Source organism: Terribacillus saccharophilus (genome assembly GCF_046592595.1).
Classification (GTDB): domain Bacteria; phylum Bacillota; class Bacilli; order Bacillales; family Amphibacillaceae; genus Terribacillus; species Terribacillus saccharophilus_C.
In genome coordinates this window covers 1-25,785 of sequence record NZ_JAWVPF010000014.1, presented here as the reverse complement: position 1 = coordinate 25,785, position 25,785 = coordinate 1, and the positions used below count along the sequence as shown (strand labels likewise).

Here is a 25,785-nt window from a genome sequence, read left to right as displayed (position 1 = left end):
TTCACATATAGTAAGAGAAGATAGGTTTCTGCTGTTTAAAAGTTGCCAATGGGAAACTTTATTGTTATAGTGCATCATAAGAGAAAATAAATTGTTAAAAATGAGGAGGGCAATAAATGGACGGAAATGTATTACTAGCTTTAGGGTTAACTTTAATGGCGGGCCTTGCAACAGGTATAGGAAGTTTAATGGCGTTTTTCACTTCTACAACAAATACAAAATTCCTATCACTTAGCCTGGGTTTTTCTGCTGGAGTGATGATATATGTTTCAATGGTGGAAATCTTCGTCAAGGCAAAGGATTCTTTGACAGGTGCCATGGGTATCCAGGCTGGTAACTGGGCAACTGTAGGTGGATTTTTCGGCGGTATGCTTCTTATTGCACTAATTGATAAAGTGATACCAAAACAATCCAACCCGCATGAAGGCAAGAAGCTGGAAGAGATGGATAATCCAGCTCAGAATCAAGCCTTGCTCAAAATGGGTACGTTTACTGCACTAGCTATTGCTATCCACAACTTTCCGGAAGGTATTGCCACCTTTACGTCTGCCTTGCAGGATCCTTCTCTGGGAATAGCAATAGCCGTAGCCATTGCGATCCATAATATACCGGAGGGTATCGCTGTGGCGGTGCCAGTGTACTTTGCGACGGGAAATAAGAGAAAAGCTTTTCGTCTTTCGTTCTTATCCGGTTTATCCGAACCAGTAGGTGCGATTCTTGCTTTTCTAGTTCTGATGCCATTTTTAAACGATATCATGTTCGGAATTATCTTTGCTGCTGTAGCAGGTATCATGGTCTTTATCTCACTTGACGGGCTCTTGCCAGCTGCTAAGAAATACGATGAAGGTCATACCTCTATTTACGGATTGATCAGCGGTATGATGGTGATGGCTCTAAGTTTGCTTCTATTCATCTAAATGGAGAACCGTCTGCTTAAGCAGATGGTTTCTTTGTGTATAATAGGAAGAAACAGGAGGGATATCCCATGGGAAGCAAATTAGTGGAGAATAGCAGGAATGTATTGAGCAGCAGTTTGGCGCTGAAAAAAGAAGAAACGTTGCTTATTGTGACAGATGACAGTAAGAAAGAGCTTGCGGAAGCCCTCTATGCAGCTGGCAGATTAATCGGATCGGAAACACTGCTGCTGGTTATGCAAGACAGGGAGAAATCCGGTCAGGAACCACCGAGCAGCGTGGCAGAAGCAATGAAGCATTGTGATGTGGCAGTTTGTATTACTGAACATTCCTTGACGCATACACAAGCCAAAAAAGAAGCTGTGGCTGCTGGAGTTCGTGTTGCGACGATGCCTGGCATTACATATGATATGTTTTTGGAAGGTGCAATAAGTGCAGATTACGATACAGTTGAAAAAATGACATTTGAAGTAACGGAAAAATTGAGCCAATCGAAGCAAGTCCTGGTCAGAAAAGATGGTGAAGAGTTAAGCTTCTCCATCCAAGGACGCAGCGGTGTACCAAGTACCGGTATTTACCGGGAAAAAGGACAATCCGGAAACCTGCCTTCTGGCGAGGCATTCATCGCTCCTTTGGAAGGTACAGCTTCGGGACGCATATGGATCGATGGCTCGATTTCCGGTTTAGGCAAGCTGGAAGAACCGATTCTATTAACAATTGAAGAAGGGCGTCTAACAGCAGCCACCGGTCGGCAGGGAGAAATGCTTTTACAAATGCTTGGGAGCGGTGATGGCCGTAATGTAGCAGAATTTGGTGTTGGTACGAATGACAAAGCCAGAATAACCGGGAATGTCCTGGAGGATGAGAAAGTATATGGGACGATTCATGTTGCTTTCGGCAGCAACAACACATTCGGAGGTACAGTTGCTGCTGGTGTCCACATAGATTGCGTCGTGAAAGCACCGACAGTCCTTTTGGATGAAGCGATTCTCTTGGAAGAAGGAAACATGAAGCGCAGCTAAAACTGCGCTTCTTAGCATATCGCACAATAAAAGCGCTTACATTTTGTGCAAGTGACAAATGGAAATTACATCCGAAACAAGGTAAAGTAAAGGTATACAAAAGGAGGCGCTTACATGGCTAAGATACAGTTGAAGAATATCCAGAAAGTCTATGATAAGAACGTTACGGCAGTTGAAGATTTCAACTTAGAGATAGATGACAAAGAATTCATCGTTTTCGTTGGTCCCTCCGGCTGCGGGAAATCAACAACTTTACGTATGATTGCTGGTCTGGAGGAAATTTCAGGCGGCGACTTCTATATGGACGGAGAACGAATGAACGATATCCCTCCAAAGGACCGGGACATTGCAATGGTATTCCAAAACTATGCGCTTTATCCGCATATGAACGTATACAATAATATGGCATTTGGTTTGAAGCTTCGTAAATTCAAAAAGGATGAGATCGACAAGCGTGTCCAGGAAGCCAGTCGTATTCTTGGTTTGACAGATTACTTAAACCGGAAGCCAAAAGCCCTTTCCGGCGGTCAGCGACAGCGTGTGGCGCTTGGTCGTGCGATTGTCCGTGATGCGAAAGTATTCCTCATGGATGAGCCGCTTTCCAACTTGGATGCAAAACTGCGTGTGCAGATGCGTGCGGAAATCCAAAAGCTTCACCAGCGTTTGCAGACGACTACAATTTATGTAACACATGACCAAACAGAAGCAATGACGATGGCTAGCCGACTTGTTGTCATGAAAGACGGTATCATCCAGCAAGTAGGTGCGCCGAAGGATGTGTATGATAATCCGAATAACATGTTCGTAGGCGGCTTTATCGGATCCCCATCAATGAACTTCCTTAACGTAACTATCCAGGATGGCAAAGCAAAGCTTGGCAACGTTACATTCCAGCTTCCGCCAGCAAAACGGAAAATGCTGCAGGAGGCAGGCTACGGCAGCGGTGAGGTCGTAATGGGAATCAGACCGGAGCATATCCACGATGCCGATTATGAAGAAAGCTTGGCGCACGCTCATGAAGTAGAAGCGACAATTGATGTTGTTGAATTGATGGGTGCTGAAAGCTTCCTTTATGCGGATATGGCTGGCCAGGAATTCGTTGCCCGTGTTGATGCTCGTTCGGATATCAAGGGCAAGGATAAACGCACGCTATTGTTCGATATGGATCAAGTTCATTTCTTCGATAAAGAAACAGAAGCGCGGATTACAGAAGCAAACGCTGCTTCACAAGTATCCTAAAATAAGAGACTGTACCCAATGGGTGCAGTCTTTTTTGTGGTAATATTATCTAAATTAAGTGAAGGAGGGTTTTGATGGACAGTAAATATCCAATTGGCCAGTTTCAGCAAGAAGGTCCTATAGCGGAAGAGCAAATAAAGCAATGGATAGAAGAGATAGATTTGCTGCCAGAGCAAGTGTCGTCTCTAGTCGAGGAACTGTCAGAGTCGGAACTTCTGCATACATATCGGGAGGGTGGCTGGAATATCAAACAGCTTGTGCATCATATGGCTGACAGCCACCTCAATTCCTTTATCCGGTTCAAATTAGCGCTGACAGAAGACAATCCAACTATTAAGCCATACGAAGAAGCGGAATGGGCTAAGCTGCCAGACTATGACATGCCACCTCAATCTGCTTTGAATTTGCTTACATCGATTCACCGTAAATGGGTCGTTCTGCTCCGTTCACTAAGTGCTGAACAGCTGGAGCGGACATTCCAGCATCCGGAGTCTGGGGAAGTAAGCTTAAAGGAAAATATCGGAATTTATGCTTGGCATGGTAAACATCATTTGGCTCATATTCGCTTGGCACTGAAAAAACAAGAATAACAGTAATGCAGTATTGGAGTATCCGCAGCGGATGCTCTTTTTTAATTGTACGGGTTTTACTTCGCGCTTAGTAAGGAAATAACTAGTAGACAGATAAGGAGTGGATGACTGGATGGACGCATCATTGAATGGAAAAGTAGCAGTTGTGACAGGAGCTGGATCTGGTATCGGAAAGGCAGCTGCTATTATGCTAGCTGAAAAGGGTGTCCGGGTCGGGCTCTTTGATATGGACACTTCAGCACTAGAGAAGACTGCCGCTGAAATCGAGACTGCTGGAGGTACGACGGTAACCGCTAAAGTCGACGTTGCCGATAGCAGTCAGCTGCAGCAGGCATATAAGCAAGTACTGGAAAAGTTCGGACAGCTGGACATCGTCTTTGCTAATGCAGGTATCAATGGCACACTTTCTCCTATTGAACATTTGCCTGAAGAGGATTGGGATAAGACACTCGGAACGAATGCGAAGGGGACTTTTCTGACGGTCAAGTTTGCCATTCCTTACATGAAAAGCAATGGCGGGAGTGTCATCATCACCAGTTCAATAAATGGCAATCGTACGTTTTCTGGCTTTGGAATGAGCGCGTATAGTGCTTCTAAAGCAGCAGAAACTGCTTTCGGTAAAATGGCTGCATTGGAGTTATCAGCATACCGTATCCGGGTGAATGTCATTTGCCCAGGAGGAATCGAAACGAATATTGAAAAACGGACGAAAAAGGATGAAGAGCATTTGGCAGAAGTGACGATTCCTAAAGTCTTTCCGAAAGGGCAGCACCCATTAAAAGGGAAGCCTGGAAAGCCGGAAGATGTAGCTTCTATTGTTTGCTTTCTAGCATCCGATGCTTCCGGTCATATGTCGGGGAGCGTACTCTATGCAGATGGGGCTGAAACTTTGCTATAGATCGTGCAATATAGATTATAGGAGGCAAGTAAATGTATGATGTAATTATTATTGGCGGCGGAATTGCGGGTGTTCAGGCTGCTATCCAGTTTGGCAGATATAAGCGGGACGTACTGGTTCTGGATAAAAGGAACGACGGCAGATCACATTGGTGCAAAAGCTATCATAATTTGATTGGCTGGCCAGATGGTGTTTCAGGAAATCACTTGCTGGAGCTTGGACGTAAACAGATGGATTCGTATGGCTGCATCACAGTCGAACAGCAGGAAGCAGTGGAAGTGGAGAAGTGGAAGGAAGGTTTCACTGTTAAGACAGCTGACGGTAACACTCATGATGCAACGCTGCTGCTTTTCTCCACAGGAATAACGGATCGAATTCCAATCAAGGAGCTGTATCCACTGCTTGGTACAGATGTGTATGTGTGTCCTGATTGTGATGGATATGAGATCAGCGGCAAGCGTACTGTTGTTGCAGGTACAGGAGAAGCAGGAGCTCATTTAGCCATTATGCTTGCCTATTGGTCGGATGATATCGTCTTTGTCAATCACGAGCAGGAACCGTTATCCGAGGAGACCTTCGAGAAATTGAAAAAGCTCTCGATTGAATACTATGACCAGCCGATTCAGGAAGTCGTACTGGACGAAGAGGATCATTTGGAAGGCTTCATAGTGGAAGGTGAAAAGCTGTGGGCAGAGAAAGCTTTTGTCGCCTTCGGTAAAAATCGAGTAAACAGCATGCTGGCGGAATCATTAGGTGTGGAGCTCCATAAGAACAAGCATATCGAAAATAACCCCCGTACGAAGGAAACAAGCGTAGAAGGTGTCTGGGCCGCTGGGGATGTTACAGTGCATTCTGAGCAGGTCAGCATCGCAATGGGGGATGGGATGCAAGCAGCTATCTGGATGCAAAAGCGTCTGCTGAAAACCTAATGAAAAAGACAGAGCAGCTTTATGCTCTGTCTTTTTGTTGGTCATATTTTTCAATTGCTTTTGTAACCAGCTCGCTGTCTTTAGGCTGTCCGCAAATATGTGACAATGCGGAAGCAGCTCCTTCAGACTTGATGCGCTCCTGTAATTCTTTCGCTTCATCATCGCCTTCTGGATCGAATTCCAATGCATATGCGATCGTCGTAAGCAGCGCATCAGCCGATTTGCCTTGCTCCAGCAATGCTTGTGCTGGATAGACCAATCTATCCTTCGGACCAAGCTTACGGATTGGACCGCGGCCTACGCGTGTGACCATATCAGAAATGTACGGATTCTGGTAACGCTGAAGGATTTTTGCGATATAGTGGGACAGATCATCTTCCTCAAAGCCCCATTTTTCCTGCAATAAGGAGCTGGTTTCTTCCAATGCCTGCTTAGCCAGATTCAGAATCTCTTCATCTTCAATAGCATCAATGATGGTGTCGTAGCCTTTGGCATATCCGGCATAAGCAATAGCGGCATGACCAGTATTGACTGTCAGAAGCTTTCTTTCAATATAAGGCTCCAGATTATCAACAAACGTAATCGCTTTGATATCTGGAAGATCGCCCTGCCAGTTTTTCTTTTCCACAACCCATTCGAAATAAGGCTCTACCTGGACAGTCAGCAAATCTTGTTGTTCCTGAATTGGAACAATCCTATCGACTGCTGCATCGCAGAATGCTGTATAGCTCTCTACATTCTCCATATCCTGCTCATCGATATGAGAGATGACGAACTCACGCAGCTGGCTTGATCCTCGAATCATATTTTCGCATGCAATGACATGGACTGGTTTAGGGTGTTTGGCACGCTGGACAAGTCCTTTGGCGATGACAGGTGCAACATGCGGCAGGATAGATGGACCTACTGCAGTCGTGACCAGATCAGCTTCTGCAATTGCTTTTATTACAGCTTCTGCTTCTGTGGCGCTATTCAAACCTGTAACACCGGTTATCGTTTCAGAGTGTGCTTCTTCCTGTGCATAAACAACCTCATATTGCTGCTTATCCTTTAAAGCAGAAATGATATCGCTGTTCACATCAGCAAAAGTAACATGTACATCGGCGTGAGAGAGAAGGGCGCCGATAAATCCTCTGCCGATATTGCCGGCACCAATGTGTACGCTTTTCATTACGCATCCACCTCAGAGAACATATCGATGATCTCTTGCTTGCTTGTTGCATTCACAAGCTTTTCAATGTTTTCCTCCTCTGAGCAAACGATAGCAATTTGAGAAAGGATATCCAAATGTTCGTTGTTTTTTCCGGCAATACCGAACACGAGCTTCACTTCATTGCCATCGAATGTAACGCCTTCAGGTGCCTGGATGATGGAGATACCGGAAGCGATGACCTCACCCTTTGCATCTTCTGTACCGTGCGGGATAGCTACGAAATTGCCCATATAAGTTGACGTCAATGCTTCCCGTTCGATCATTTTATCCACATAACTTGCGTTAACATAGCCATTATCCACAAGAATTTGGCCGGCTTTCCGGATAGCATCTTCCTGATTGTCCAATGCCGTGTTCATTAAAATATTTGCTTCTTGTAATACTTCCATGATTACCCTCCTAGATGGTCTGTGAATTGTTGGATGTGGGCAGTGAGCAGCTGCGCCAATTCCTTGCTGAGTGCTTCTTGATCCCCAGAGCGGATCAAAGACTGAATATGCTCTTCTAAAATAAGGATACTGATCTTGCTGAACAGCTCGTAACAGCTCAAAGGCAAATTGTCCGGTGCAGCAAGGATGAAGAGGCGGTCAGCCTCCATCACTTGATTGTCCATCCCCTTGATCATGATAGGGGAGGATAGCGCCATCATCCAAAATGCAGGCTGTTCGATTTCTGTGCTGCGGCTGTGATACAATGCCATTTTTGTATCCGGTATACCCATTCCTCCGAGCTCATCCCTTTGCCGGAGGAGGGAAGCAAGCGTTCCGTGTTCCGTGATGACCGCGTGTTCTGCGGCATGTTGATCAATATGGGAGAACAGATCTGTCCGCAATTGATATGTCCAATCGATCATAAAGTTATTCCATACAGTTCGGCTTACTGCTGATAATGTCTGTAATTCTTCTAACTTTGAATCGAATGCCGAGACTGTTGAAAATGCTGCCGGTGTTTCTTTTGCAGGAGCAACCTGCTTTCTTTTCTTATAGATAGTCGGGAGTTCTTGCTGGATAAAAGCATCTACTCGTTTGACATCCGGTCCAGGCAGCAGTGGATTTACAAGGAGATAGTGCCGATGGAACTGATCAAGGCTTATAGTTGAGATAAGCAAATCAAAGCTTTCCAATTCCATATCCTTGAGTTCAAGGAAGGATGACAATGATACCTGTGTGATTTCGGGAAATTCATTCTGCAGCCTGCTCGCTAGCATTTTGGAAGTACCGATGCCGCTTGCGCAAACGACTAAGGCATGTAGTCGCTGTCTGCTGCGCTGTCTTTCTCTTGCGGAAGCAAAATGCAGAGCCAGGAAAGCAACCTCACCTTGCCCGAATCGAAAAGTGGGAAACACCGTTTCGAGTGCTTCTCGGACTGCCGCGACAACTTCCTGATAATCTTGTTCAATCTTCTCTGTCAGCGGATTGTACGTTTGAATTCCTTCCCTCGCTCGGCTGATTGCAGGTTCGATATGTGCAAGCAATCCTGCGGTAAATGTCTCATCCTTTTCCAGCTGCGGCAGCTGTATAGCAGCAGCAACCAACTGGATGAAAGCTTGTACCTGCAGCTCGAATAGCGGATCGGAGCGATGTATCGTTTCATTACGCTTCGCCCCTTGGATCTGAACGGCAATATAACCGATCTCAGAGGCAGAAAACGTAATAGAGAAGGTATTTTCCAATTCCCTGCTGAGAGCTGCGGCAATCGTATATTCTTCCGTTTTTTGTAAAGATTCCAAAAGCGGCGGTGAAAGAATGACAAACCTAGCCTGCCGTATCCTTTGGATCGTAATACTTATATACGTTATAAGTGCAACATAGGCATTATCCGCAATGGAATAAGATAGCTTGGCCAAATGATCCATCACATATTTTTCGACCATTGTCATACGCTGGTCCTTAATGATGTTTTGAAGGAACTGATGCAAATTCTGTTCTTCGTGATCATTGGTAAACGTATAAATAGATGCTTGGTCCAGCTGCTCCATCATGAGCTGGACGAGTACTTTTCTTTTTTCGTTCTCGTCTCCATCCAGCTCAACTCCAACACCGCGGCGCCTTATGATGGACAGCGAATAATCGGATAGCCTGGCTTCCAAAGCATCCAAATAAACGGATAAGGCCGTCTTCGATAATTGCACTTCATTTGCCAGATAAGCCACTTTAACAGGTTCGGGGGCTTCAACCAGTAAATAAAGCAAATGAAGCAGCCGCTCTTCCTGGGTCGTATCCACCTCGACCGCATCACGCAGCTGCTCTTGCAATGCTTCCATCTGTTCCCTTTCTCCTTCAATCCGAATACCGGATCCAGTAACACGCAGCAGGGACAGCTTATTCTCAGCAAGTGTCCGTTCCACTTGCTTCAATTCCCGGTGAATAGTTCGAGAGCTGACATGTAATAGCTCTGCCAGCTCTCGAATGGAGATGAATTGGTTTCTGGAACGCAGCAATTGTAAGATTATTCTTCTTTCTCTGCTGCTGACCATTTCCAAATCAATCACTCCTTACTTATTGGTGCTTCTTAAGGTTCTCGATCAGTTCTGCGTACTTCGGACTGTTCAAGAAGTTTTCTACTGAGATATGCTCAGCGTCCGGACGTTTGTTCCGGGCGCGGTCCGTCAGATTTTTCTGTGTGATGACGATGTCGGCGTCATTCTGGATGTTGGAGATGGCTGCATTATCAACCTTGATTTCAGTCAAGCCAGCATCCTTCATCTTCTTGCGCAGAAGGGAGGCGCCCATCGCGCTGGATCCCATACCTGCATCACATGCGAACGTAATTTTGTTTACATTGCTGTAGTCGAAGGAAGTGCTGCTATTTTCTGTGTGCTGTGCGTTTGTATCAAGAGTGTCTACCGCTTCATCTGTTGCACCAGCGGATTGGTTGATACCGACTGCAGCTGCAGGTTTTGTACCTTTCATTTCTTTAGACTTCGCAGTTGCTTCCTCAATATTCGTGTCTGCTGCAACAGGACTGCGCTTCAATACGACAGCTGAGATGACGAAGGAAACTGCTGTTGCACCGATGATACCGATAGCCAAGCCAAGGTAATCGCTAGGGTTGCCCATTGCGAAGATAGCGATGACACTACCTGGTGAAGCTGGTGAGCGTAGACCAACATCCAATAGAGAGAATAAAAGTGTTCCTGTTACACCGCCGCCAATTGCAGCAACGATAAGGAAAGGCTTCATCAAGATATACGGGAAGTAGATTTCGTGAATACCCCCGAAGAAATGGATGATAGCCGCACCTGGTGAAGATGCTTTTGCGCTTCCTGTACCAAAGAACATGAAGGCAAGCAGGATTCCAAGACCAGGACCTGGGTTTGCTTCCAAAAGGAACAGGATAGATTTACCTGCTTCTGCAGCTTGATCCAGACCAAGCGGTGTGAAGATACTATGGTTGATTGCGTTGTTCAGGAATAATACTTTGGCTGGTTCGATCAAGATGTTGACAAGCGGCAGAAGACCAAGTCCCACAAGCCAGTCAACACCAGAGGCCAATACGTTTGTCAATCCTTCAAGAAGCGGACCTACGAAATAGATGGCACCGATAGCAAGTGCACCGCCGATGATACCAGCGGAGAAGTTATTAACAAGCATTTCGAAACCGGAACGTACTTTAGATCCGATATACTGGTCAAACAATTTAATGGCATATCCGCCGAGCGGCCCCATTGCCATTGCTCCTAAGAACATTGGAGTGTCCGGAGAACCGACAATGGCCCCCATGGTGACGATCGCACCTACGACACCGCCTCGGATATCGTGAACGAGACGTCCCCCAGTGAAACCAATCAATAATGGCAGTAAATAAGTGATGGATGGACTAACGATAGCTGCGATCGTTTCATTTGGAAAGTAACCATCTGGAATGAATAAAGCGGTAATAAGACCCCAAGCAATAAATGCACCGATGTTTGGCATAACCATGCTGCTTAAATAAGAGCCGAACTTTTGAACACGAGCGCGGACACTGGCTTTTTCCTGTGCCATGCTTTTTCCCCCTTTTATATGTGAAAAAATAATGAATTAAAGTAGTGCTTGCTTCTATCTTACGTGCCATGTATGCGATTTCACAACAGAAACAAACACCACCTTTGTCACGTGTCTTCCTGCCAACTGTGTCTAATGTATTGTTTTTAGCTTAGGTAAAAGGCCGCAGACTATACTGTCGAATATAATTATGACACTTTTGTTACTGATAACCTTCTCTGTAGGAAAAGAAACGTAAAGTTTATTAAAAAGCTTACAGATTTTAAAATTGCAACCGATATTAAAGGTAATCAAACTTTTTTAGGAGACTGGAAAATATGGATAAATCATCAATCATTGGTGTTATATTGGGCTTAGTCGCCGTCGGAGTCGGTATGGTACTGAAGGGTGTAAGTCCTGCAGCACTTATTAACCCTGCTGCCATTCTGATCATCATTGTAGGTACAGCAGCTTCTGTTGTACTAGCGTTCCCGGGAAATGAATTGAAACGATTTCCTAAGCTGCTTGGTGTGGTATTTAAGAATAAACAGGAATTCGATACAAAGGAGCTTGTTCGTATGTTCTCGGAATGGTCGCAGATCAGCCGGAAAGAAGGACTGCTGGCATTGGAGAACAGTGCTCGTGATGTAGAAGATGATTTTCTTCGCAACGGATTAAGCATGGCTGTTGATGGAGAATCACCTGAATATATCCGCAATGTCTTGAATGAAGAAGTTGATGCGTTGGAAGATCGGCATGCGATTGGTGCTTCCATTTTCACGCAGGCAGGAACTTATGCACCGTCGCTCGGGGTTTTGGGAGCTGTTATCGGTCTTATTGCAGCGCTTGGTGACATTTCCGATATCGATAAATTAAGTCACGCGATTGCTGCAGCCTTTGTTGCTACATTGATGGGGATTTTCACAGGCTATGTTATCTGCCACCCGATTGCCAACAAATTAAAACGGAAAACACAGCAGGAAGTACAGCACAAGCTTTTAATGGTGGAAGGTATTCTTTCCATATTAGAAGGTGAGACTCCGCGTATGCTTGAACAGAAGCTGCTTGCTTACTTGCCAAGTAAGGAGAAAGCTGAGTTTGCTGAGGCTGAGGAAGAGGAAGTGGCAGTATGAGTCGGAAGCGCAAGCACAAAAAGCATGAAGAACACGTGGACGAATCCTGGCTGCTTCCGTATGCCGATCTTCTGACCCTGCTGCTGGCGCTTTTCATTGTCTTGTTCGCCACCAGCTCTATCGATGCGCAGAAGTTCGCTAAAATATCTGACTCTTTCAGCAGTATATTGCATGGCGGAGAAGGATTATTGGAATCCAATACAAGCATGACACCAGGAAACGATACTAGTTCAACTGTTATTGATCAGAATAATGAGGAAGAAAAGAAAGAAGAGTCAGTTGCAACCGAAGAGGCTGATAAAGAGAAAGCCAATGATGCTGATTTGGAAGCGGCAGAACAGGAAGAGCTTAAGAAAATCCAAGAGAAAATTGAGACATATATCAAGGATGAAGATCTTAGTGATAAATTTTCTACCGACCTGACTGATGAAGGCTTGCTGCTGACAATCAATGATAATGTCTTATTCCATTCAGGAAGCAGTGAGGTCAGTGTCAGTGATGAGGAGATTGCAAGGGAGATCTCGGACTTGCTTGTAATGGACCCGCCGAGGGAAGTAATCATCAGTGGTCATACCGATGATGTGCCGATCAGTACATCAACATACAATTCCAACTGGGAGCTCAGTGTAATGCGTTCCGTCAATTTCATGAAGGTTGTATTGGAAAACGATAAGCTTGATCCGCGCTGGTTCAGTGCAAAAGGGTACGGAGAATACAAGCCTATCGCTTCAAACGATACAGCAGAAGGCAGGGAAAAGAACCGCCGAGTGGAAGTATTGATTTTGCCTCGAGAAGCTGAAACAGAATAACAGTCCTTTAGGGGCTGTTATTTTTCGTATGAAATGAAAATGCTTACATAATAATAGGGAAATAAGGTAGGATTGAGTTAGGTAAATTTGTGAAATACTAGATATAGTCAGGACAGAACGGAGGAATTCGGATGATTACGAAAGAGTCGTTACCGCAGCAGGTGAGTGAAGCGGCCGAGCGCAATCGGAAGCAGGATGATGAACGTATGGATGTATGTCCTGCTGTCTGCAAGGATAATAACATACCAGTGCACTATTATTTTACATTTATGCCAAGCAATGAACGGCTTCTCATTGCAGAGGACGGCAGGGTACCTGCACAGCATGAAGTGGAGGATCTGGCTGCCCGTTATTATAGTTATATGACCAGTGTGCAGATGATTCGGAGGTTGACCTCAGATGATGGAGTAAAACTGACCGACACGCGCTATCATTCTTTTCGTCAGCTGCTTGAGGCTGTGGAGAAGAATGTTATGCGTCTTGCTACCGACATCATCCAGCAGGCATTTTCCAGATTTTTTGATCTGTTGGATACAATTCGGCAGGAGCAGCAGGCCATATTGAACCATACAGCAGAAGCCGAGAAACTGATGAACGATACAATCAGCAAGGGAACATTCACACTTGCTGAACAGGAAGTGATGGAAGAGCACCTGAATAAGATCGTACAGGCACAATATACGATCGCACAGAAGAAAGAGGAGACAACAGCAAGTCAGGCCGAAGTATTTGAGTTCTTCAAAGAAGAAATGTGGCTTGATCTGAAGCTGATGACGTATTATGTAAGACTGCGGGTGCTCAGGAAAGAATTATGGAGTGAAGAAGAATCCTATATGCAAAATCCTGACAACCCAGCATTGGTGCCGGACCGTCAGGATGAGCAATTTAAAGCTTTCATCAAGCAGAAGCTACGTAATGAAAAGAAAGTATTAGCTTAAAGGTAAAGGCACAGCTCGGGGTTCGCGTTTATCAAATTGGCAGATATGAGTGAATCCGCATTGTCTGGCAATTTGTGCTGCCTCTTTTATACCTGCTCCGACAGTATCCGCTTTATGGGAATCAGAGCCAAGCGTCAAGACCTTACCGCCAAGATCATGGTAAAGAGAAACAATCTGCGGTGTGGGCAAAGCCTCATTCAAAGAGCTCCGCAATCCGGATGTGTTTATTTCGATACCGATTCCACGCTGTATAGCTTTCTCTAAAATCGCGGCAATTTGATCTTTATGTTGTTCAAATGGATAAACGTCATGTCCTTCTTGGACTGCATATCGCTTCATCAAATCGATGTGAGCAAGTACGTCGATATCGGCATCCGATACGAGCTTGTACATTTCTGCGAAATAGTCATTGTAAAAAGTGTCTTCATTCTCACGAAGATGAAGACGGAGCTTCTGGTTGCCGATATTATGAACAGATCCCATGATGAAATCAAATGGAATGGAGCTGAGCTCTGATTGATACACATCCATCATAAGATGCGGTTCGCAGAGCTCAATTCCCATTTTGATCGTCAGCTGGTTACCATAAGAATCCTGAGAGTCTTTGATATCCTGCTGATATTTGGCGAAATCCATATGACCATATGTTGGCGCAGATGGATTTACGGAAAAATGCTCGGTGAAACAGATTTCTTTGATTCCTTTGCTGATCGCTTCTTCGCACACGTCCTGCATAACAGCTTTGGAATCGATTGAGTTATTCGTGTGATGATGGTAATCCATATACATAATCTCTAATCTGCCTTCTTTCCGTTCGTACGTATTAGGTTATCCACATGTGGATAACAACCCCGGAATAGTATAACAAATTTATTGTATATATGCGATACCAATTATATGAAACTACGGTGTATTATGCTTTCATCAAAGACAGGATGTAGGAGAAGAAAGCATCATGATCCACATCATGAACCAATTGAATTTCTTTCCCGTTTTTATCCTCGTATGTACGGCCTTGTGATGGTCCATCAGCTTCTACACTGACATGAACAGACTGTTTTTTTACTAAGGAACTATTGCCCACAGAAGCTGTTGTAAGTACATCCCACAGATAATAAGTCGAATTCGTTTCGAAGTGTACGAGCGGCGGTACTGCAGCATAGCTCTGACCTACAAAATCCACACCTTCATACTTACGGTTGCGTGCCCATTCCTCGCGGATATCCACAGTCAAAGGAACTTGATTTGTACTTTCCAACGCTACCATATCAATTAGTATGTCACTTTTCCATACAGTGTCCATCGCTTCTGGATCCCAGAAGGCATTCCATTCAGCTGTACCATCGTGTTCTGGTTCTTCCACATTCCCTGTTGGAAGCAATGTGCCGCCCATCCATACAAGCTTCTCGATATGCTGTTCAATAGACGGATCCATTTCCAATGCTCGTGCCAAATCAGTCAGTGGTCCGATGAAAATGAGAGTCGTTTTCTCTTCCTGAGCTTTCAATTTATCAATGATATCCAAGTGGGCAGGTTTTTCGGCAACCTTTGTGCGCACAGGGAGATGTTCATTCAAAATTGGCAAAGCATCAACAAAAAAGGCATGCATGCGCCAGTCTTTCGGGAACGGATTTTTACCTCGGGAAGTGGAAGCAGCAATTTCGAGTACGTCCGGATTGCCGAAGCGATCATTGATTTTCCGGCTTGCTGACAGTGCAGGTTCCAAATAGCAATCTGCTGGAATGACGGAACAGCCGATAAGGCGCACATTCTCCATTTTCAGTAAAAGATATAGCGAAATCAGATCATCGACACCGCCATCATGATTCAAATAAACGTTTTTCATTTTATGACTCCCTTTCTTCTATGCTGTCTGACTTTCTTACTATATCATAGAAAGAGAGAGTCAATTTTGAGTATTCGCAAAAAGGAGAGGGTTTGGATGAAGCTAGTAGCTTATAAAGTTGGCAGAGACCTTAATCCGTATCGAATCGGAAGCAGAGTGGAAGGGCGTATCATCGATTTGCAAGAAGCGTACCGGCATTACTTGCTGTCAGAAAGCGAGATAGATTTGGCGATGACAGTCGAAAGTTTGCTCCCTGCCGATCCGAATGCTTTCTACAGTATGGGGCCGCAAGCAATGAAGCGTGCATTCCGAGCGGAGGCATTTGCGCTTGCAGAAGGGCTGGAGGAGGTTCAGTTTAGAGCAGAAGAGATCATACTTGGAGCCCCTGTGCCGAAACCCGGTAAAATAATTTGTGTTGGATTGAACTATAAAGACCATATTGAAGAAATGGGACGGGACCTGCCGGATTATCCGGTTCTTTTCGGTAAATTTGCCAATGCTGTATGTGCGCATGACCAAGGTGTATATCATTCCAAGCTGACGGAGAAGTTGGACTATGAAGGAGAATTGGCTGTTGTAATCGGGAGAAGGGCGCAAGAGGTAACAGAAAGCGAGGCAATGGACTACATAGCTGGGTATACTATTGCCAATGATGTGTCTGCACGCGATTTGCAGCGCCGGACTCCGCAATTCCTTCAAGGAAAGACACTAGATCGCAGTGCCCCGATGGGTCCGCATCTTGTCACCACGGAAGAAATCGAGGACGTATCCAATCTTTCGATCCGAACGTTTGTGAATGGAGAAAAACGACAGGATTCCAGTACAAAACATCTGATTTTCTCAGTACCACATTTGGTTTCTTTCATCTCAGGCATCATGACATTGGAACCAGGGGATGTCATCATGACAGGAACGCCAAATGGTGTTGGATTCGCGATGGATCCGCCGCAGTTCCTAAAAAATGGAGATGTTGTTGAGATTGAGATTGAAGGTATTGGTCAACTTCGGAACAAAATCATTCCGAAGCCATCACGAATCCAATAGAAAAGACAGCTTCGGATTCCGAAGCTGTCTTTTTATTTGTTGCTGATTTCAACGGGCAAGCCATTACTTAGGAATACATCCCGCATTGCTTTCTTCGCCTCTTCAGCGTCCTCACCATATATCTCCAAGCGGAAGAAATCAGATGTCAGTACACTGTTGGAAAGTCCAAGCATACTTTTAGCATCTACCACTTTGTTATCCATTACTAATACGATACTTGATTTGTACTGGTTTGCAGTCTGATTGATATCTACTGCAGCATGGATGAGTGTTTTCTTTGATCGCATAATCATTCTCCTTTGTCTGGAAGTTTGCCACACCAAATTTTACAGCAGTAGCAGAAAAGTGCAAGATTAACTTATTGGTAGCGCTTACAACATTACTTGATTGCAGTATAACATATTGTACAGCTAGTGCAATGATTTTGATAAAAGAGTATCACCGCGAATACAGCTGTCTTTTCGTATCCTTAATACCAGATCACTGTAAATAGTCTGGTATTAAGACTTTTATATTCACATGTTCCCATCCTGTGAATAAATAATATAAGCACACAAAGGTAAGGAATATAATCCTGAAAAGTCATTGTATATATACTTATGAGCGTGGGGAGGAGAGAGAGTGCAGCAAGTTTATAATTTTCAGCTTACCTATTGAATAAAAATACACAATGAAGTATAATTACTAACTAATTCGTACTTGTTTATAGGAGGTTACTTTTGTGAAAGTCGCAATAATAGGCGGTACAGGTTATGGAGCGGTAGAATTACTAAGACTTTTGCATATACATCCATATGCAGAAGTGAAAGCAATTATCTCTCATTCAAATGCAGGGAATTCATTGACTGCATTATATCCGCATACAGATGGGTTTGTGGAAGGAACAATGGAGACTTTTGATATTGAAGTATTGAGGGAAAAAGTGGACTTCGCATTTTTTGCTGCTCCGCCCGGGGTGAGCAGGGATTTTCTTCCTGAGCTTGTGGAAGCAGGGATCCGCTGTGTCGATTTAGCAGGTGATTTCCGTTTGAAGGATCCAGCAGTATATAAGGAATGGTATAAGCTGGACGCGGCTTCAGCTGACCAGTTGGAAAAAGCGGTCTACGGACTGCCTGAGCTGAATGGGGAAGAGATTGCAGGAGCAGCTTTTGTGGCTAATCCTGGCTGTTATCCGACTGCCTCTTTGCTTGGTTTGCTGCCGGCGGTACATAATGGTCTGATTGATCCATCTTCCATCATCATTGATGCCAAATCAGGACTATCCGGAGCGGGTAAGTCACTGAGCTCTGTTACGCATTATAGTGAGATAAATGAAAACATGAAAGCCTATAAATTAGGTGCACACAAGCACATCCCAGAGATAGAGCAGGTTTTGGCAGGAGTCGGCGGTGCGCAGCAGCCGGTCACCTTTTCCACACAGCTCGTGCCGATGACAAGGGGAATCCTTGCTACCATTTATACAGATGTTAAAACAGACTTATCAGAAGCTGAATTATTGCAATCATATGAAAATTATTATAAATCCCACCCATTTGTACGAATCAGACCGCAAGGAGAATGGCCGGCAACAAAAGAAGTAGCCACAAGCAATTTCTGTGATATCGGGTTGCATCTGGATAAGCGGACAAACAGGCTGACGATTGTATCGGTTATCGACAATCTGGTAAAAGGAGCGGCAGGCCAAGCCATCCAGAATATGAATATCATGCAAGGCTGGGAGCAGACTGCAGGTCTGTGGATGCTGCCGGTTTATCCATAAAGGAGAGGGAACAAATGATAAAGACAGAACAGGCGATATATACAGTTATTGAAAATGGCAATATCACCAGTCCGAGTGGATTCCAGGCCGGTGGAGCTCCTATCGGTATCCGCAAGCATAACAAACTTGATCTGGGATGGGTCTATTCAGAAGTTCCTGCCTCTGCTGCAGGCGTTTATACGTTGAATGCCTTCCGAGCTGCACCGCTTCTTGTAACAGAAGAGAGCATCCTGGAAGACGGAAAGCTGCAAGGGCTCCTTGTGAATAGCGGTATCGCGAATGCTTGCACAGGCAAGGAAGGTTTGGTAAATGCATATACGATGCGCCAAGCGTTTGCGGAACAAGTCGGTATTTCAGTCAAGCATGCAGCAATAGCATCAACTGGGCTGATTGGCGTGCAGCTTCCGATGGATAAAGTGATGACAGGTATTCAAGCAATCGAAACAGATGGCGAAGCGGATGATTTCGCTCAAGCTATCCTCACGACAGATACATGTACAAAGCAGCTTGCCGTCAGTGTAGAAATTGATGGTATACCGATCACGATTGGCGGGGCTGCCAAAGGATCTGGCATGATTCATCCGAATATGGCTACAATGCTTGCCTTCGTGACAACAGACGCAGTCATTCCGGCTGATGTTTTGCAGCAGCAGCTGAAGACAACGACGGATCAGTCTTATAATATGATCACAGTAGATGGAGACACGAGCACAAATGATATGGTGCTTGTTCTGGCAAACGGAAAAGCAGGCAATAAGGAACTGAATCCAAAGCATCCGGAATGGAAGAAATTCTGCGCGGCATTCCAATATGTATCACAGGAGCTGGCCAAGAAAATCGCACGTGACGGAGAAGGTGCGACAAAGCTTGTTGAAATCCGTGTCCAGCAAGCGCAATCAGCAGAAGAGGCAAGGAAAATCGGAAAGTCGGTAGTCGCTTCCAGTCTGGTAAAAGCAGCAGTTTATGGAGCGGATCCAAACTGGGGCCGAATCATTACAGCAGCCGGTTATAGCGGTGCAACCTTCTCTCCTGATAAAATCTCCGTTTGGCTAGGGGATGTATTGGTCGTACAGGAAGGAACGCCCGTATCATTCGATGAGGTGGAAGCTAGCGAAAACTTGAAGCAGGACACTGTCGTGATCACGATCGATCTGCAGGAAGGTAACGCGGAAGCGACTGCCTGGGGCTGTGATTTGTCTTACGATTACGTCAAAATCAACGCTTCTTACCGGACATAAAGGGGGCGGCGAAATGAATTTTCTAATTATAAAATGCGGCGGCAGTATCATCGACCAACTGCCGGATAACTTCTATGATAATATTGCTGCCATTCAAAAGCAGGGTGATTGGAAGCCTGTCATCGTCCATGGTGGAGGCAAGCTGATCAATGAGCTGCTGGAGCAGACAGGGGTGAAGACGGAATTCGTCGATGGATTGCGCGTGACGACCGAAGAGGTGCTTGATGTTGTCGAGATGGCGCTTAGCGGGGCTGTGAATAAGTTTCTCGTACGGAAGCTGATGAGCAGAACGGATGCATATGGTGTCAGCGGTCTGGACGGTAAGCTGCTTTATGCGGAGCCAGTTGCAAATGCGGATAAACTCGGACTTGTTGGTAATGTAACAGAAGTAAATACTGCGCTCATCGAGCAGATTGTCTTACAGGATAATATTCCCGTTATTTCTCCGCTTGCTGGCGGGGAGGGCAATTCACGCTTCAATATAAATGCTGACCTGGCTGCCTCGGCCATTGCTAGAGCTTTGAATGCAGAGCTGTGTTTTATAAGTGACATCCCTGGCATTTATCGACAAGTGAATGGGCAGAAGCAGATGCTCACGAATGTAACCGACAGTGAATTGAAGCAAATGATGGCTGAAGGGCTGATTAAGGACGGGATGATCCCGAAAGTACGGGCAGCACTCGAAGCATTGGAGCATGGTGCCGGAAAAGTCACGATTGTCAACGGACTGTCTGATGACAGCTTGCTGCAATTAGTCGAAGGCAAAGTTACAGGCACTACCATAACATTATCGGAGGAGGCCCATCATGTCTGAAACAAATACAGCAATATCTTCTGTCATGCCTACTTACAGCAGATTCCCAGTCTCTATCGCAAAAGGAGAAGGAAGCTATGTCTGGGATACTGACGGCAAGCAATACCTCGATTATACTGCGGGAATCGCTACATGCAATTTAGGTCATGCCCCCGGAACAGTCAAAGAAGCTGTCAAAGAACAGCTGGATACCATTTGGCATTGTTCCAACCTATATCGGATACCGGTTCAAGAGCAATTAGCGGAACTTTTGACCGCCCACACATTTGCAGATCAAGTATTCTTCGCCAACAGTGGTGCGGAAGCAAATGAAGCGGCAATCAAACTGGCACGAAGCTATGCCCAGAAGGTAAAAGGAACTTCAGCTTATGAGGTGGTCACCTTCAGTCAGTCGTTCCACGGCCGGACATTGGCGACATTGGCTGCAACTGGTCAGGAGAAGATCCAAAAGTATTTTGCCCCGCTGGCAAAAGGATTCCGTCATCTTCCTTATAATGATATGGAAGCACTTGATGAGCTGATTGGTCCGGATACATGCGGCGTATTATTGGAGCTTGTCCAAGGAGAAGGCGGCGTCATCCCGGCTGAGCCTGCTTGGGTAAAGGAAGTGGAGCGACTTTGTAAGGAGAACGATGTACTGTTTATGCTGGATGAAGTACAAACTGGAGTTGGTCGTACCGGTACGCTTTATGCTTATGAGCAGTACGAGCTGGAGCCAGATGTGCTGACTACGGCAAAAGGACTTGCTTCCGGTATTCCAATCGGGGCTATGCTGGCAACGGGCAAAGCAGCAGCGGCATTTGAAGCCGGCAGTCATGGCAGCACATTCGGAGGCAACCCGGTTGCAGCAGCAGCCGGCAAGTCGACTTTGGAAGTAATTACAGATCCTCAATTTCTTATTGAAGTACAAGAGACTGCTGACTACTTCCGCAGTGAACTGGAGAAAATCGCAGCTGGTTCACGTGCATTTACAGATGTACGCGGAAAAGGGCTGCTGCTAGGTCTTGGTACGACAGGGAAAGCAATTGAACTAGTCAATCAGGCTAGGGATCTCGGTTTGCTCGTGATGGTAGCTGGAGAGCATGTACTTCGGATATTGCCGCCGCTCAATACAAATAAAGCGGAAGTTGATTTCTGTATTGAAACACTGAAACAGATTGCAGGTGAATAAAGCTTCTCTCTGCTCATACAATACATACGATTCCAATCATTTGGAATCGTATTTTTTTGTCGGAATTCCTGTTGTAGAAACAAGATACAATCGTTAAGATAGAAGAATATTAGGAGGTTAGTCATGGCCGTACATTATGAAAAAATCAAAGCTTTCCAGCAGCAGAATGAAAACAGATATCGGATCGTCATTTCCTGTCCTGATCAGCCGGGGATTGTGGCTGCAGTCTCCGAGTTTCTGTATAAACAGCAAGCAAATATCATGGAATCAAACCAATATACAACAGATCCTGATGGAGGGAGCTTCTTCCTTAGGATTGAATTCGAGTGCCAGCAAGATGGTGACACACAGCATCAGCTGGAGCATGGATTCCAGCAAATAGCGAACTATTTTCAAATGGAATGGCAGCTTGTGCGCGTTCGTGATCTGAAGAAACTAGCACTCTTTGTCTCAAAAGAGCTGCATTGCCTGCAGGAGATTCTTTGGGAATATCAAAGCGGAAATCTCATGGCTGATCTTGCGGTTATTGTCAGCAATCATGAAGACGCGAAGGAACTGGCAGAAGCGCACAATATTCCTTTCCATCACATTCCGGCTAACAAAGATATCCGCCAGCAAGCCGAGAACCAGCAGCTTGAGCTATTGGCACAATATAATATCGATACCGTCATCCTCGCGAGGTACATGCAGATCCTGACGCCTCGATTCCTGGAGAATTATAAGAATAAAATCATTAATATTCATCATAGCTTCCTGCCAGCCTTCATTGGTGCAAAACCGTATGAGCGTGCCTTTGATCGCGGCGTGAAGCTGATCGGTGCAACAAGCCATTATGTAACTTCTGATTTGGATGAAGGTCCGATCATCGAACAAGACATCCATCGGGTCAATCACAAGGATAAAGCAGAAGATCTGAAACGTGTCGGACGTCTAGTTGAGCGCAGCGTGCTTATGCGTGCGATTAAATGGCATATAGATGATCGGGTAATTGTCTTCGGCAATAAAACAATCGTATTTTAAAGGGGGACTAGCTATGTCGCAGCAGCCGAGAATAACGATAATCGGCAGTCTCAATATGGATTTGACAGCTACTTCAGCTAAACGCCCGGCAGCAGGGGAAACGGTACTTGGGGAGCGTTTCGAGACCTTTCCTGGCGGCAAGGGAGCTAATCAAGCCGTAGCTGCAGCACGGCTTGGAGCAGATGTTGCGATGATCGGCATGGTCGGCCAGGATCCTTTTGGAGATGAATTGACGCAGGTTCTCCGGCGGGAAGGTGTAGACACCGAGCATATTGGAAGAGCCGACACATCAACTGGTGTGGCTGTCATTCAAGTAGTGGATGGAGATAACAGTATTACTGTCATTCCTGGTGCCAACTTCCAGCTAACGCCAGATTATATAGAGGCGAAAGGGGATGTCATCCAAAACAGTGATATCGTCCTTATCCAGCTGGAGATTCCGTTAGAAACAGTAGCAGCAGCTGCAGCGTGCTGTAAAGAAGCTAGCGTACCTTACATACTTAATCCAGCTCCAGCACAGCCGCTTCCTGATGACATTATTAATCAAGCTGCTTTCATTACGCCGAATGAATCTGAAGCAGCAATCCTATTTGAGGATACGAAAGAGGCGTTAAAGAAATTTCCTGATAAACTTGTCATTACAAAAGGGGAGGAAGGCGTTTTGTACAGTGGCGGACAAGTGGCGGCATTCCCTGTCGCAGCAGTCGACACAACAGGTGCAGGTGACACTTTCAATGCGGCACTGGCCCTGAAGCTTGCTAGTGGCAGACCGCTGGCAGAAGCTTGCAGCTATGCAAATGCAGCCGCTGCCTTGCAAATAGGATCACACGGCGCACAGGCCGGAATGCCAACTGATGCTGAGGTCATTGCCTTTATGAGACAAAACAGAGAAAATCCTTTATAATAAGAAACGCTTGTGTAAAAAGGAGCAAGGAGGAATACAAAATGGCAGGAAGAAATCCTGAAGAAATGACAGACGTAACATTGCTTGGCAACCAAAACAATGTGTACGATTTCGATTACAAACCTGAGGTTCTCGAAACCTTTGATAATAAACACACTTACCGTGATTATTTCGTGAAATTCAACTGCCCGGAATTCACGACGCTATGTCCGATCACAAACCAGCCTGACTTCGGTACGGTATACATCAGCTATATCCCGGACGAAAAGATGGTGGAAAGCAAATCGCTTAAGCTGTATCTATTCAGCTTCCGTAACCATGGTGATTTCCATGAAGACTGCATCAACATCATCCTGAACGACCTGAAAGAACTGATGAACCCACGCTACATCGAAGTATGGGGCAAGTTCACACCACGCGGCGGAATCTCCATCGATCCATACGTCAACTACGGCCGTCCAGGCACGAAGTATGAGCAAATGGCTGATCATCGCATGATGAACCATGATATGTATCCGGAGAAAGTGGATAATAGATAAGTGTTTTAAAAGGGAGTGCCAGATATGACACTCCCTTTTTTTGTTTAATGAAATACTAGTTTATTCTATTGAGATAATTTATTGTACATCATACCTACCAAATTTTAGAAAAAACTGAATATAGCTGCTCACTTCTGCTGTCTATTGCTTCCTTGTTCCATGTGTGATTTTCAGCAATGGTTTTATTTTGGGATATATTGCTCTCTTTATATTTTTCTTTTTTAACATCAAAATCAGCATTACCAGCACTGCTATTCTTAGTGCCTAGTAATAAAGTGAGATTACCGATGTAAGTAGTATAAATTGACCTTACGTCTTCATCAGGAAAAGTAAGAGACCATGCACTATTCTCATCAGGTTGTTGAGGAAGTATATGCTCTAAGTTGACATGTTGAGCATTATCAAAGATAACTACCTCATTGCTATTCTCAAAGTTGTAAATTGTTCTTAGTATATATCGAATAATTTTTTTCTCTTTTTCGGAGTTTATACTTCTTGTCAGGAACTTTTGTTTCAGCATTGAATCAGAAATAGTCATACTATTTATTTCGTTTTGTATAGAATCTAAATCTAAATTTAATGTATATATATCTTTAGCAAGAGCTGGATAGAAATGCTCTAGGCTATTGGGAGGTTCTTGAGATATAAAGATATTTCTTATATGAAGATTTAATATTTTTTCTAATACTATATTTATATCATGAAGGCTAAATTTATTGAGTTCCATTGCTAATATTACAGGTTTATACTGGTTAGTAGATAAGGTTGTTAAGGTTTCAACAAGATATTCGAATCTTGCTAAAGACGTTGTATCACTGGATTGTCTTATGCGAGGTGACTGTAGATATAGATACCTTTCGGCAGCAATCCTTAACTCGGCCAAAGTCTTTAGAGCAGTTTCCTTATCTGCTACCTTTTTCGATTTTTCTATTGCCTTGAAAACACCGCTTTCAGACGTTTTTCCATTGAATACAGAAACATAGGCTGTTAAGAATTTGTTTTTGCTAATCCCGTCAAGGTTATTTTCTATAGAATCCCAATCTCTCACCATATTATTTTCGCCTAAAATACGTACCAATTGATTTTTAAGAACATAAAAATCAGCAATTTTCTTGCCTGTATTATTTAATGTTTCAAACATTTGGTTAGCGATGTCTTCACTTGATGTCTCTAAAACAATGACATGAACTTTGTCTAGGATAGCATTAATTAGATTTATTAGGTGATTCTCTAAATTAATTTTCCCGAGTGATTTGCTAATTAGATTTTCTATCTCAAGGTAATTTGATTTTAACGATTTCTCTTGATCCGTGAGTATCAGATCATTAGGAATTATGTCACCAGATATTACGTATTTCCTGAAAAAATCATTTGTAGAATTCTTTTCAAACGTTAGTTTATATTGTATCTCTTTTGTTCTAAAATTCTTCTTAACAATGTAACTACTTTCGATACCTTTGATAAACTCCAAATCTGCATCAGGTATATCTTTTAATTTATTTAGAAGCGCACATAATATTATATATATGGAAACAGTTCTTTGCTGTCCATCGAATATATTTATATTACCTTTTTCCTTATAAAGAGTTATGAAGTTTAGTATATGTTGATCTACTTTGTTTTCATATACATTGCAAAAGTCGTAGAATAACCTTGATATCTGAACTTTACTCCATTCGTATGGTCTTTGAGTATACGGGATTTTCATTAATCCATATGAAATATCTAGGTATTTATCTAATGTTAACCCTCTGGCTTCTAGGAATTTATCCAATTAAATTCTCCTCTTTATTTATGACT

The 25,785-nt window shown here is 44.3% G+C and carries 25 protein-coding genes; 17 read left to right on the top strand and 8 right to left on the bottom strand.

Features of this window, described 5'->3' with window-relative positions:
* Positions 1-116 precede the first annotated feature (116 nt).
* The 6 genes from zupT (at position 117) to SFC25_RS17825 (ending at position 5,592) form a co-directional block, all read left to right on the top strand.
* Positions 117-917, top strand: a complete 801-nt coding sequence (gene zupT, locus SFC25_RS17850; RefSeq protein ID WP_411216557.1) for a zinc transporter ZupT — start codon at positions 117-119, stop codon at positions 915-917.
* A 68-nt stretch (positions 918-985) separates the two neighbouring features.
* Positions 986-1,936, top strand: a complete 951-nt coding sequence (locus SFC25_RS17845; RefSeq protein ID WP_411216556.1) for an aminopeptidase — start codon at positions 986-988, stop codon at positions 1,934-1,936.
* 114 nt (positions 1,937-2,050) lie between these two features.
* Positions 2,051-3,175, top strand: a complete 1,125-nt coding sequence (locus SFC25_RS17840; RefSeq protein WP_411216555.1) for an ABC transporter ATP-binding protein — start codon at positions 2,051-2,053, stop codon at positions 3,173-3,175.
* A 71-nt stretch (positions 3,176-3,246) separates the two neighbouring features.
* The gene (locus SFC25_RS17835) at positions 3,247-3,765 is read left to right on the top strand and encodes a YfiT family bacillithiol transferase (protein ID WP_411216554.1); all 519 of its coding nucleotides are present in this window, start codon (positions 3,247-3,249) and stop codon (positions 3,763-3,765) included.
* 112 nt (positions 3,766-3,877) lie between these two features.
* A complete protein-coding gene (locus SFC25_RS17830) occupies positions 3,878-4,663 on the top strand; it encodes an SDR family oxidoreductase (protein ID WP_411216553.1) in 786 nt (261 codons plus the stop codon).
* A gap of 32 nt (positions 4,664-4,695) precedes the next feature.
* On the top strand, positions 4,696-5,592 hold the full coding sequence (locus SFC25_RS17825) for an NAD(P)/FAD-dependent oxidoreductase (RefSeq protein ID WP_411216552.1): 897 nt from the start codon (positions 4,696-4,698) through the stop codon (positions 5,590-5,592).
* A gap of 19 nt (positions 5,593-5,611) precedes the next feature.
* Here SFC25_RS17825 and SFC25_RS17820 read toward each other — a convergent pair whose 3' ends face one another.
* Genes SFC25_RS17820 through SFC25_RS17805 form a run of 4 tightly spaced genes read right to left on the bottom strand, consistent with a single transcriptional unit; the run spans position 5,612 to position 10,791 of the window.
* Positions 5,612-6,763: a mannitol-1-phosphate 5-dehydrogenase gene (locus SFC25_RS17820; RefSeq protein WP_411216551.1), complete on the bottom strand. Its 1,152-nt coding sequence runs from the start codon at positions 6,761-6,763 to the stop codon at positions 5,612-5,614.
* Positions 6,763-7,194, bottom strand: a complete 432-nt coding sequence (locus SFC25_RS17815) for a PTS mannitol transporter subunit IIA (protein ID WP_411216550.1) — start codon at positions 7,192-7,194, stop codon at positions 6,763-6,765. The genes SFC25_RS17820 and SFC25_RS17815 overlap by 1 nt, the downstream gene beginning before the upstream one ends.
* A 2-nt stretch (positions 7,195-7,196) precedes the next feature.
* Positions 7,197-9,281 (bottom strand): BglG family transcription antiterminator, encoded by a 2,085-nt coding sequence (locus SFC25_RS17810; RefSeq protein WP_411216576.1) that lies wholly within the window; start codon positions 9,279-9,281, stop codon positions 7,197-7,199.
* Positions 9,282-9,303: 22 nt separating this feature from the next.
* Entirely contained in the window at positions 9,304-10,791 is a 1,488-nt protein-coding gene (locus SFC25_RS17805; RefSeq protein ID WP_411216549.1) for a PTS mannitol transporter subunit IIBC, read from the bottom strand.
* A gap of 317 nt (positions 10,792-11,108) precedes the next feature.
* On the opposite strand from SFC25_RS17805, the gene motA reads away from it, so the two are divergent.
* From motA to SFC25_RS17790, 3 genes are all read left to right on the top strand, one after another.
* Complete coding sequence (motA, locus tag SFC25_RS17800; protein WP_095219186.1) at positions 11,109-11,903, top strand: flagellar motor stator protein MotA; 795 nt, start codon at positions 11,109-11,111, stop codon at positions 11,901-11,903.
* Complete coding sequence (motB, locus tag SFC25_RS17795) at positions 11,900-12,712, top strand: flagellar motor protein MotB (RefSeq protein WP_411216548.1); 813 nt, start codon at positions 11,900-11,902, stop codon at positions 12,710-12,712. The genes motA and motB overlap by 4 nt, the downstream gene beginning before the upstream one ends.
* A 131-nt stretch (positions 12,713-12,843) precedes the next feature.
* Positions 12,844-13,650, top strand: a complete 807-nt coding sequence (locus tag SFC25_RS17790) for a hypothetical protein (protein WP_411216547.1) — start codon at positions 12,844-12,846, stop codon at positions 13,648-13,650.
* Here SFC25_RS17790 and SFC25_RS17785 read toward each other — a convergent pair.
* Both SFC25_RS17785 and SFC25_RS17780 read right to left on the bottom strand, forming a co-directional pair.
* Positions 13,642-14,433, bottom strand: a complete 792-nt coding sequence (locus SFC25_RS17785; protein WP_411216546.1) for a histidinol-phosphatase HisJ family protein — start codon at positions 14,431-14,433, stop codon at positions 13,642-13,644. The two genes, SFC25_RS17790 and SFC25_RS17785, sit on opposite strands and share 9 nt — an antisense overlap.
* A gap of 130 nt (positions 14,434-14,563) precedes the next feature.
* Entirely contained in the window at positions 14,564-15,496 is a 933-nt protein-coding gene (locus SFC25_RS17780; RefSeq protein ID WP_095221170.1) for a nucleoside hydrolase, read from the bottom strand.
* Between the two features lie 96 nt (positions 15,497-15,592).
* Here SFC25_RS17780 and SFC25_RS17775 point away from each other — a divergent pair, with 96 nt between their 5' ends.
* Positions 15,593-16,540 carry a fumarylacetoacetate hydrolase family protein gene (locus SFC25_RS17775; protein WP_411216545.1) on the top strand — a complete coding sequence of 316 codons (948 nt, stop codon included), beginning with the start codon at positions 15,593-15,595 and terminating at the stop codon, positions 16,538-16,540.
* Positions 16,541-16,572: 32 nt separating this feature from the next.
* Here SFC25_RS17775 and SFC25_RS17770 read toward each other — a convergent pair whose 3' ends face one another.
* Positions 16,573-16,827, bottom strand: a complete 255-nt coding sequence (locus tag SFC25_RS17770) for an HPr family phosphocarrier protein (RefSeq protein ID WP_411216544.1) — start codon at positions 16,825-16,827, stop codon at positions 16,573-16,575.
* A gap of 434 nt (positions 16,828-17,261) precedes the next feature.
* Here SFC25_RS17770 and argC point away from each other — a divergent pair, with 434 nt between their 5' ends.
* The 7 genes from argC to queF all read left to right on the top strand — a co-directional run bounded on the left by argC (position 17,262) and on the right by queF (position 23,985).
* Positions 17,262-18,299 carry an N-acetyl-gamma-glutamyl-phosphate reductase gene (gene argC / locus SFC25_RS17765; RefSeq protein WP_411216543.1) on the top strand — a complete coding sequence of 346 codons (1,038 nt, stop codon included), beginning with the start codon at positions 17,262-17,264 and terminating at the stop codon, positions 18,297-18,299.
* A 14-nt stretch (positions 18,300-18,313) separates the two neighbouring features.
* On the top strand, positions 18,314-19,537 hold the full coding sequence (gene argJ, locus SFC25_RS17760; protein ID WP_411216542.1) for a bifunctional glutamate N-acetyltransferase/amino-acid acetyltransferase ArgJ: 1,224 nt from the start codon (positions 18,314-18,316) through the stop codon (positions 19,535-19,537).
* Positions 19,538-19,550: 13 nt separating this feature from the next.
* Positions 19,551-20,351, top strand: a complete 801-nt coding sequence (argB, locus tag SFC25_RS17755) for an acetylglutamate kinase (protein ID WP_411216541.1) — start codon at positions 19,551-19,553, stop codon at positions 20,349-20,351.
* On the top strand, positions 20,344-21,522 hold the full coding sequence (argD, locus tag SFC25_RS17750) for an acetylornithine transaminase (RefSeq protein ID WP_411216540.1): 1,179 nt from the start codon (positions 20,344-20,346) through the stop codon (positions 21,520-21,522). The genes argB and argD overlap by 8 nt, the downstream gene beginning before the upstream one ends.
* Before the next feature lie 123 nt (positions 21,523-21,645).
* Positions 21,646-22,542 (top strand): formyltetrahydrofolate deformylase, encoded by an 897-nt coding sequence (purU, locus tag SFC25_RS17745; RefSeq protein WP_411216539.1) that lies wholly within the window; start codon positions 21,646-21,648, stop codon positions 22,540-22,542.
* A 13-nt stretch (positions 22,543-22,555) separates the two neighbouring features.
* Complete coding sequence (gene rbsK, locus SFC25_RS17740) at positions 22,556-23,446, top strand: ribokinase (RefSeq protein ID WP_411216538.1); 891 nt, start codon at positions 22,556-22,558, stop codon at positions 23,444-23,446.
* A gap of 41 nt (positions 23,447-23,487) precedes the next feature.
* Positions 23,488-23,985: a preQ(1) synthase gene (gene queF / locus SFC25_RS17735; RefSeq protein WP_095221154.1), complete on the top strand. Its 498-nt coding sequence runs from the start codon at positions 23,488-23,490 to the stop codon at positions 23,983-23,985.
* A gap of 94 nt (positions 23,986-24,079) precedes the next feature.
* On the opposite strand, the gene SFC25_RS17730 is transcribed toward queF, so the two are convergent.
* Positions 24,080-25,759: a DUF262 domain-containing protein gene (locus SFC25_RS17730; protein ID WP_411216537.1), complete on the bottom strand. Its 1,680-nt coding sequence runs from the start codon at positions 25,757-25,759 to the stop codon at positions 24,080-24,082.
* Positions 25,760-25,785 lie beyond the last annotated feature (26 nt).